Here is an 8011-nt window from a genome sequence, read left to right as displayed (position 1 = left end):
GGCGGGGTCTGGTGGGGGTTCTTGTGCGGGGGGGGGGGCGGGCTGGGGTGGGCCCCCCCCGCCCCGCCCCCTCGTCGGCTCGGGTCCGTCCGCCGTCACCGGGTGGCCGGAGACGAGCGGTTCAGCTCCAGGGGTTCGCGGGCTGGTCGTCGATGGCGGTCCAGAAACGGGTGCCCGCAGGCAGTGTGCCGTGGGCCCACAGGCTCCAGCCGTTTCCGTCGTGGAACTCCGCCATCCGCCAGCCGCCGCCGAAGCTGTCGGCGCACTTCCGGTCGGCGACCGCGCGGCTCGTGAGCTGCCAGCCGGCCAGCCCCGTGGTCGCCTTCACCTCACCGCCCGACCAGGCGTCGTACCCGCTGGTGGGCACCCCGCCGGGGGCGGGGCGTCCGTCCTTGTAGATGCACAGCATCGGCAGCACCGCGCTGGAGGGGTGGTCGCCCGCGTACGGGTTGCTGCGGCTCGGGTCGTCGTACCCGACGTGCACCACGTTGTCGGCGCGCTGCTCCAGGACGGCCCAGGTCATGCCGGCGTGCCCGCCCGGGGCGCCCCAGACCGTCTCGTAGGCGGTGCGGTCGATGTCCCACTGCTGGCGGCCGGTGTCGAGGCAGGTGTTCTCCCTGAGCTCCCAGCCGCCGAACTGCTTGGCCAGGTTGTCCAGGCACCAGCCGGTGTTCGGGTTCTTGATCCGCATCCCGACCATGCCGTAGAGCGCCGCCTCGGGTTCGTAGCGGGTGATCTCGAACTGCTGGTAGGGGTCCCACGGCGCGCAGGGCCTGACGACCGGCTTCACCGCGGCGAAGGAGAGGCAGCCGTGTCCGCGGGTCTCCGAGATCGTGAACCGGTCGGTCCCGACCCGGTTGATCACCCACATGCCGGGGTTGTCCGACGGGGCGCAGGGGTGCATGTCCTGGCCTTCCGCCGCGCCGTCCGGACAGCGCTGGGAGAGCTGGTTGAGCAGCACGGTCGGGTGGGTGTTCGCCGACGCGGCGGTCGGCAACAGCCCCAGACCTGCCAGTGCCAGCACGAGCGACAGCACAACGCGCCTGAGCGAGGAGAAACGCATGGGCCACTCCATGGTTGATCGACTGTCGAGGAAGGGAGCGGGCCGGCCCGATGGGGTGCCGTCGGAGCGGCCGACCCGGTCGTCCCCCATTTTGTCCGTGTCCGGTCGAAATCCGGTATCCCAGCTTTCTGGAGGGGTCCGGCCCCGCGCTCCCCGGGGCCGAACCACGGCGGGGGCGTTCAGGCCGGGTGGATGAGGCGGCTCTCGTAGGCGAAGATCACGACCTGGATCCGGTCGCGGAGTTCGAGCTTCTGCAGGATCCGCCCCAGGTGGGACTTCACGGTCGCCTCCGCGAGGTGCAGGGTGGCCGCGATCTCCGTGTTGGACAGGCCGCGGCCCACCTCGACGAGCACCTCGCGCTCGCGCGGGGTGAGCCGTTGCAGCCGCTCGTCGGGGCCGGGGAGGGCTCCGCCGGGGATGTGCGGGCGGAAGTTCTCCAGCAGCAGGCGGGTGATCCGGGGGGAGACCACCGCGTCGCCCGCGGCCACGCTGCGGATCGCGGTGAGAAGTTCCTCGGGCCTGGTGTTCTTCAGCAGGAAGCCGGAGGCTCCGGCGTTGAGCCCGGCGAAGGCGTACTCGTCGAGGTCGAAGGTGGTGAGGATCAGCACCCTGCTCCGCGGGGAGGCCCGGATCACCCCCCGGGTCGCCGCGATCCCGTCCGTCCCGGGCATCCGGACGTCCATCAGGACGACGTCGGGCCGCAGTTCCCGGGCGAGGCGCACCGCCTCGGCGCCGTCCGCCGCCTCGCCGACCGGCGCCATGTCGGGCTGGGCCTCCAGGACCGTGCCGAAGGCCATCCGGAGCAGCGCCTCGTCGTCGGCGATCAGGATGCGGATCGTCATGCCGGCACCTTCCCGCCGCTGCCGAGGTCGAGCCGGGTGTGGACGCCCCAGCCGCCGCCCGGGAGCGGTCCGGCCCGCAGCCTCCCCCCGTAGGCGGCCGCGCGTTCGCGCATGCCCGGGATGCCGTGGCCGGACGGTGCGGTGCCGGGGAGCGGCGGGCACGGACCGCTGTCGGTGACGGCCACCGTGACGGCCGAGGCCGAGCACCGCACCCGGACCTCGGCGCGGGTGCCGGGCGGCGTGTGCTTGAGGGCGTTGGTCAGGGCCTCCTGCACCAGGCGGTAGACGGTCAGCTGCGCGGTGGCGGGGATGCGGGTGTGGCCGCCGTGGACCTCCAGGCCGGTCGGCAGCCCGGCCGCGCACATCTGGTCGGCGAGGGCCTGGAGTTGGGCGATGCCGGGCAGCGGGTGGCGTTCCGCGTCGGGTTCCTCGGTCCGCAGGACGCCCAGCGAGCGGCGCATGTCGGTGAGGGCCTGCCGGCCGGTCTCGGAGATCTGGAGCATCGCCGCGGTCGCCCGTTCCGGCGACCGGTGCTGGGCATAGACGGCGGCGTCGGTGAGCGCGACCATGACGGAGAGGTTGTGGGTGACGATGTCGTGCATCTCGCGGGTGATCCGCGCCCTCTCCTCGGCGACGGCCAGCCGCGCCTGCTGCTCCTGCTGGTGCTCCAGGCGGGCCGCCCGCTCCTCCACGGCCGCGAGGTAGGCGCGCGTGGTCCGCACGTTCACGCCGAGGACGGCGGCGGCCACGACCATCGCGGTCGCCGCGACGAAGGGGGTCAGGAACGCGCCGTCCGCCGTCCAGCGCAGGCAGGCCAGCAGCACCCCGGTCTCCACGACGGCGCCGGCGACGAGCGTGCCGCGCCGCCCGGCGTTCGCGGCCACCGTGTAGAGCGCGACCAACAGGGCTACGTCCGCGGGGAGTTGGACTCCCACCAGCCACTGGACGAAGGCTACCGCCGTCACCACGGCGAACACGGTGAGCGGCGCCCGGCGCCGCCACAGCAGGGGCAGCGCGAGGGCGGCCGTGAGGGCGACGGCCACCGGCAGCCCCCGCGGCGTGTGCGTGGTCAGGATGTTGACCAGGAGCAGGACCGGCAGCAGCGCCTCCCACGCCAGCGGCGGCAGCCGGGAGCCCCAGCGCCGGGCGGCGCCCAGCCGTCGCGCCGCCCGGACGGAGGCCAGGTCGGCGTGCCGCCTCAGCCGTCCGGCCGTCCACCCCCGCCGCACCCGGTCCCGGTGGCGCACCGGATGCGCACTGCCCGCTTCCGCGGCCGCCTCGGTCATCCCACGTCCCCGTCGCTTCGGCGTCGTGGCGGCCCCGGTCGGGGCCGCCACCGCGGACGGCCGGGGCCGGGCCGGGTACGGGAAGCGCCGGACCCGCGCGGCCCGGCACATGCCGCGGCCCTGTCACGGTAGGCCGCGGACCGGCGGAGCGCATGCGTCCACCGTCTGATCGCACCGCGCCGGTGTCCGACCTCAGGAGGAGCCCCGCTACCTCCCGTGGTGGCAGAACGGGCACCGACCGGGCGCGTTCGCCTGCGACCCCGGTCGCACCGTCGACCCGCCCCGGCGTGCGACCGCGGTGGCAGACGGCGGCGACCCGGGATCGATGCGGCGGTGCGGACCCCGCGCCCAGGATGACCGGGTGACCTCAATCATCACGGGACCGCACATGTCCCTCCTGGAGATCCTCGCCCTGCTGGGCGCCGTCGCACTGGTGGTGGCGCGCTGGCTCCCGCCCGCCGCCCGCCCGGCCGTCACGATCGCGGCGGGCGCGGTCTTCCTGCTCTCCGCGCTCGTCCTGGTCGCGGCGGGGATCCGCTGGCAGCTGCTGCCGGTCCTGGCGGGCGGGCTCCTGGTGCTGCCGTTCGCCGTCTCCCCGCTGGTCCGGCAGCGCACCGGCCGCCGCGCGGCGCGGCGGGCCCGGTGGTGGCTGGCGCTGCCGGGGTCGGTGGCCTGCGCCGTCCTGGCCGTGACGGGCCCGGTGGCCGCCTGGGCCTTTCCGGTGCCCGTCTTCCCCGAACCGACGGGCCGGTTCGCGGTCGGCACCCGCGTGCTGCAGTGGACCGACCCCGACCGCCCCGAGACCGCCACGCCCGAACCCGACGACCGGCGCACGGTCGTGGTCCAGCTCTGGTACCCCGCGGAGCCGAGCCCGGCCGGCACCCGGCGGGCCCGGTACCTCGGCCGCACGGAGCAGGAGGCCCGCACCGTCGCCGACGCCCTCGCGAGCTACTCCGGCCTGCCCGGCTTCCTGATCGACGGCGTCCCCGAGGCCCGCACCCACGCGGTTCCGGAGGCCCCGGTGGCCCGCGACGGCGGACGGTTCCCGCTGGTCCTGTTCTCCCCCGGGCTGGGGGGCGTGCGCACCCAGAACACCGCCTGGGCCGAGGAACTGGCCAGCCACGGCTACGTGGTGGCCGGCCTCGACCACCCGTACGACTCCGCCGCCGTCGTCCTCGCCGACGGCCGGACGATCGCCACCGGGATCTCCTCCACCGGCAACGACGACGAGGACGACCGGCGGGCCGCCGAGACCACCGGGATCCGGGCCGCCGACCTCGGCTTCGTCCTCACCCAACTGGGCCGGCTGGACCGGGGCGAGCTCGACGGTGCGCTCGCCGGACGCCTGGACACCGGACGGGCCGCGGTGACCGGCCACTCGCTCGGGGGCGGCGCCGCCCTGCAAGCGGCCCGCCAGGACGCCCGGTTCGCCGCCGTCGTCGACCTGGACGGCTACCCCCGCGACCCCGACCGGGGTCCCTTCCGCCAACCGGTGCTCGCGCTCACCCAGGAACTCGGGCCCGGTACCGACGAGCGCTACATCCCCCGCCTCACCGAGGTGCTCGGGTTCAGCACCGCGACGAGCTACCGGCTCACCATCCCCGGCGCCGCGCACCTCACCTTCATGGACGGGCCGCTGTACCTGCCGCCGGTGCCCGCGATGGTCGGTTCCCTGGGCCGCACCAGGAGTCCGCGCATCGTCGCCGAGGCCACGCTCGCCTTCCTGGACGCCACCCTGCGGCAGAAGCCCGGCGACCTGGCGGGCGCCCTGTCCGCCTACGGCGACCTCACCGTCCACCGCCCGGGGTAGCGACGACCGGCGGGAGCGAATACGACTTCGTCCGAGGAAATCGGAGAAATGGACCGAGAGGGGCGGCCGGGACGGAATGCCGCACATTGCGGCGAGCCGATCAGTGAATCGCCGAGTGCTCGACACTACGCTTCGCAGCAGTTCCCGATCATCCGCGCGGCCGCCCGCTGATCCGTGAATCCCTTCCACCACCCCGAAGGAGAACCACCATGCGTCAAGTTCCTTTGGAAGCGGCCGATATCGAGCCGGGTTACGTCGTCCAGTGGCGCGTCAGGCCTTCGGACCCGCTGCGCGCGGGCCTCCGGGAAGAGGAGGGCCGGGAGAGCGCGTCATTCAATCAGGACAAGCACCATGCGCTGATCGACGAAACCCGCGACACCGGCGAGCCGTTGGCCTCCTGGCTTGCCGTCACATTCGAGATCGGGGGACAACTGGACCGCGCCGCGCTGGAGTCGGCAATTCTCCTCCTGGTGCGGCGCCACCACGTCCTGCGCTGCGAGTTCCAGCGGATTCTCGGCGACCTGTCGTACGCGGTGCACCGGCCCGAGGACGTCGAGCTGGAAGCCGTCGAGATGGGCGGGTTCGACACCCCCGGGGAGGTCCGCGCGTTCCTGGCGGACAGCTTCCAGAAGGACATCGACACGATGGCCTGGCCGCCGTACACGATGGGCGCCGTCGTCCGGGACGGCGGCTCCACGACGGTGTACTTCGCCTTCGACCACATCGTGTCGGACGGCATGTCGATGCCGAACGTGGTCCGCGACGTCCAACTCGCGTACGCCGCCCACTGTCGCGGCGAGGAGCCCGATCTCCCGGAGGCGGGGGACTACATGGACTTCGCGCGCGAGCAGCGCCGCGGCTATCTGTCCATCGCCGCCGATGACGAGCGGCTGGCCTATTGGCGGGCGTTCATCGCCCGGAACGACGGCGTCTTCCCCCGGTTCCCGCTGGACCTCGGGGTCGAGCCGGGCCGGCTGTACCCGACGGTCAACGAAACCGCGACCCTGCTGGACGACCTCCGGGCGGAGGCGATGGACACCCGGTGCCGGGAGGCGGGTGGGAAGCCGTTCATGGGGCTCCTCGCGGCGGTCGCGGTCGCGCTGCGGGAGGAGGGCGGGCCGGACGTCTACCGGGCGCTGATGCCGCTCAGCGAGCGCGGCCGGGGCGCTTGGCGGCACTCGCTCGGGTGGTTCGTGAACACGCTGCCCATCGAGTTCCCGGTGGGCCGGGAGCTGGACTTCGAGCAGCTCATCGCCGGGGTCCGGGACGGGTTCACGGCGATGATGGGGAGCATCGAGGTGCCGTTCGTGAGGGCCTGGGAACTCCTCGCGCCCGAGCACTTCACGGGCCGGTGCTGGCCGTACCCGGTGAACTTCGTCTCCTACATCGACATGCGGAAGTGCCCGGGGGCCGAGCACCACGGGCGGTGGCGGCCGACGGCGTACGTGTGGGCGTCGCGCGTGAACGGAACCACCTCGTGGTTCCAGCGGGACTCGGACGGTCTGCACATCAACTCGATCTATGCGGACACGCCGCAGGCCCACCGGACCATGGACCGCCTCCACCGCAGGCTGCGCGAGACGCTGTCGGGGATGGCGGAACGGCGTCCCGAGGCCGCCGCGCGCATGGCCCTCACCGGCTGAGACCGCCCGCGCCGCGTTCTCGGAGGCACCCAAGCGGCGGGCCCCGACCGGGAATCCGGTCGGGGCCCGCACGGTGAGCTAGCGTCAGACGGTGCCGAACTCGCCATCCTGGACGCCGGCGACGAACGCGCGCCAGGCGGGGGCGGGGAAGACGAGGGCCGGACCCTCGGGGTCCTTCGAGTCACGGACGGGGACAGCGCCCGGGAAACTCGCGGAGACCTCCACGCACTGACCGCCGTTGTCGGAGTACGACGACTTGAACCAGGACGCGTTGGACAAGTCAGGATTCACGGAGTTAGCTCCCTTCGAGCCTTGTGGATCAGTGCCAGGGATGCCGCCTTGGGCAGGGCTTCCACCACCAGCTGATCGTACTCCCTCTCCCATGCCGAGACGATTTCACGCCTTCGTTCAAGGTAGCCCCGAGCATACGATTCGGCGTAGCCGACGACGGATCCGTCCGGCAGGTCCAGCAAGGTCACCGGCATCTTGAAGGGCAGGTTCTCCCCCAAGGAGAAGGGCGCCACTTGGATGGTGACGTTCGGCCTGGCCGCCAACTCCACGATGTGGTCGAGCTGCTTGAGCATGACGGCCCCGCCACCGATCGTGCGCACCAGGCAGTCCTCGTCCAGCACGGCATGGATCAGCGGCGGCCTCTTGCGATCGAGCACCCGCTGACGGGCCAGCACGAACTCGACTCGCTGCTCGGCTTCCGACTGCGTGATCGCGCCTCGTCCGACAGCCGCATGTGCCAACGCCTCGGCGTACTCCTGGACCTGAAACAGGCCGGTGACGATGGTCAGGGCAAACTCGCGAAGGCGACGACACTTCGCCTCACCGTCGGCGAACTCCGGGAAGCCCTCCAGCAGGCTGGCCTTCGTGTGCCGGCGCCACAGTTCGTAGAACGTGCCTCCGGTTTCAAACACTTGGTCGGCTTTAACAGCGAAGTTCATCGTTGGAGGACGCTTCGCTCGTTCGACGTACGAGACCAGGGTGTTGGAGTACCCCATGCGCTTCGCCAGACCTACCTGCGACCACCCCCTCGCACGCCGCAGCCTGGCAAGTTCCTGACCGAAGCGAACTGCCGGAGATGACATGGCGTCAATTTCAAGCACGTCCATGAACGCTGGCACCTTTCACGCGCTCAATTGGTCAACGTTCAGACCCTGGCCATCGTAAACCGGAACCGGTCACCATGGCTACACCCCGTGAGAGATCCGGGACCCTGTGCGACCAATGGAGCCAACATGCCCCCTCGTCCCCGCATTCCCGCCTACTCCCCCACCGTCGGCGAGGTCGTCCGCGACCTCGGGCACCGGGACTTCACCGGCAAGCCCGTCGAGGCCGTCTACATGGACACCCTCGCCGGG

The 8011-nt window shown here is 72.4% G+C and carries 7 protein-coding genes; 2 read left to right on the top strand and 5 right to left on the bottom strand.

Annotation, left to right across the window (positions count from 1 at the left end):
* Window positions 1–121 precede the first annotated feature (121 nt).
* The 3 genes from ACFVFS_RS39975 to ACFVFS_RS39965 form a co-directional block, all read right to left on the bottom strand.
* On the bottom strand, window positions 122–1063 hold the full coding sequence (locus ACFVFS_RS39975) for a hypothetical protein (protein ID WP_380629995.1): 942 nt from the start codon (window positions 1061–1063) through the stop codon (window positions 122–124).
* Window positions 1064–1242: 179 nt separating this feature from the next.
* A complete protein-coding gene (locus ACFVFS_RS39970) occupies window positions 1243–1905 on the bottom strand; it encodes a response regulator (RefSeq protein ID WP_380629993.1) in 663 nt (220 codons plus the stop codon).
* The gene (locus tag ACFVFS_RS39965; RefSeq protein ID WP_380629991.1) at window positions 1902–3191 is read right to left on the bottom strand and encodes a sensor histidine kinase; all 1290 of its coding nucleotides are present in this window, start codon (window positions 3189–3191) and stop codon (window positions 1902–1904) included. Before ACFVFS_RS39965 ends, ACFVFS_RS39970 begins: the two co-directional genes overlap by 4 nt.
* 388 nt (window positions 3192–3579) lie before the next feature.
* On the opposite strand from ACFVFS_RS39965, the gene ACFVFS_RS39960 reads away from it, so the two are divergent.
* Window positions 3580–5001, top strand: coding sequence for an alpha/beta hydrolase family protein (locus tag ACFVFS_RS39960; protein WP_380629996.1), 1422 nt, complete (start codon window positions 3580–3582; stop codon window positions 4999–5001).
* Window positions 5002–5210: 209 nt separating this feature from the next.
* Window positions 5211–6644, top strand: a complete 1434-nt coding sequence (locus tag ACFVFS_RS39955) for a condensation domain-containing protein (RefSeq protein ID WP_380629989.1) — start codon at window positions 5211–5213, stop codon at window positions 6642–6644.
* Window positions 6645–6728: 84 nt separating this feature from the next.
* On the opposite strand, the gene ACFVFS_RS39950 is transcribed toward ACFVFS_RS39955, so the two are convergent.
* Both ACFVFS_RS39950 and ACFVFS_RS39945 read right to left on the bottom strand, forming a co-directional pair.
* Window positions 6729–6935: a DUF397 domain-containing protein gene (locus ACFVFS_RS39950; RefSeq protein ID WP_380629988.1), complete on the bottom strand. Its 207-nt coding sequence runs from the start codon at window positions 6933–6935 to the stop codon at window positions 6729–6731.
* Entirely contained in the window at window positions 6932–7762 is an 831-nt protein-coding gene (locus tag ACFVFS_RS39945) for a helix-turn-helix domain-containing protein (protein WP_380629986.1), read from the bottom strand. The genes ACFVFS_RS39950 and ACFVFS_RS39945 overlap by 4 nt, the downstream gene beginning before the upstream one ends.
* Window positions 7763–8011 lie beyond the last annotated feature (249 nt).

Source organism: Kitasatospora sp. NPDC057692 (genome assembly GCF_042799475.1).
In the GTDB taxonomy this organism is placed as follows: domain Bacteria; phylum Actinomycetota; class Actinomycetes; order Streptomycetales; family Streptomycetaceae; genus Kitasatospora.
Note: the sequence above shows the minus strand (reverse complement) of the source record. Positions and strands in the feature narration are given on the sequence as shown.

Bases quoted from the DNA above. Each gene is read 5' to 3' on its own strand.
- ACFVFS_RS39965 (WP_380629991.1), bottom strand. From the start codon at position 3,191: ATGACCGAGGCGGCCGCGGAAGCGGGCAGTGCGCATCCGGTGCGCCAC.
- ACFVFS_RS39960 (WP_380629996.1), top strand. From the start codon at position 3,580: ATGTCCCTCCTGGAGATCCTCGCCCTGCTGGGCGCCGTCGCACTGGTG.
- ACFVFS_RS39945 (WP_380629986.1), bottom strand. From the start codon at position 7,762: ATGGACGTGCTTGAAATTGACGCCATGTCATCTCCGGCAGTTCGCTTC.
- ACFVFS_RS39975 (WP_380629995.1), bottom strand. From the start codon at position 1,063: ATGCGTTTCTCCTCGCTCAGGCGCGTTGTGCTGTCGCTCGTGCTGGCA.
- ACFVFS_RS39970 (WP_380629993.1), bottom strand. From the start codon at position 1,905: ATGACGATCCGCATCCTGATCGCCGACGACGAGGCGCTGCTCCGGATG.
- ACFVFS_RS39955 (WP_380629989.1), top strand. From the start codon at position 5,211: ATGCGTCAAGTTCCTTTGGAAGCGGCCGATATCGAGCCGGGTTACGTC.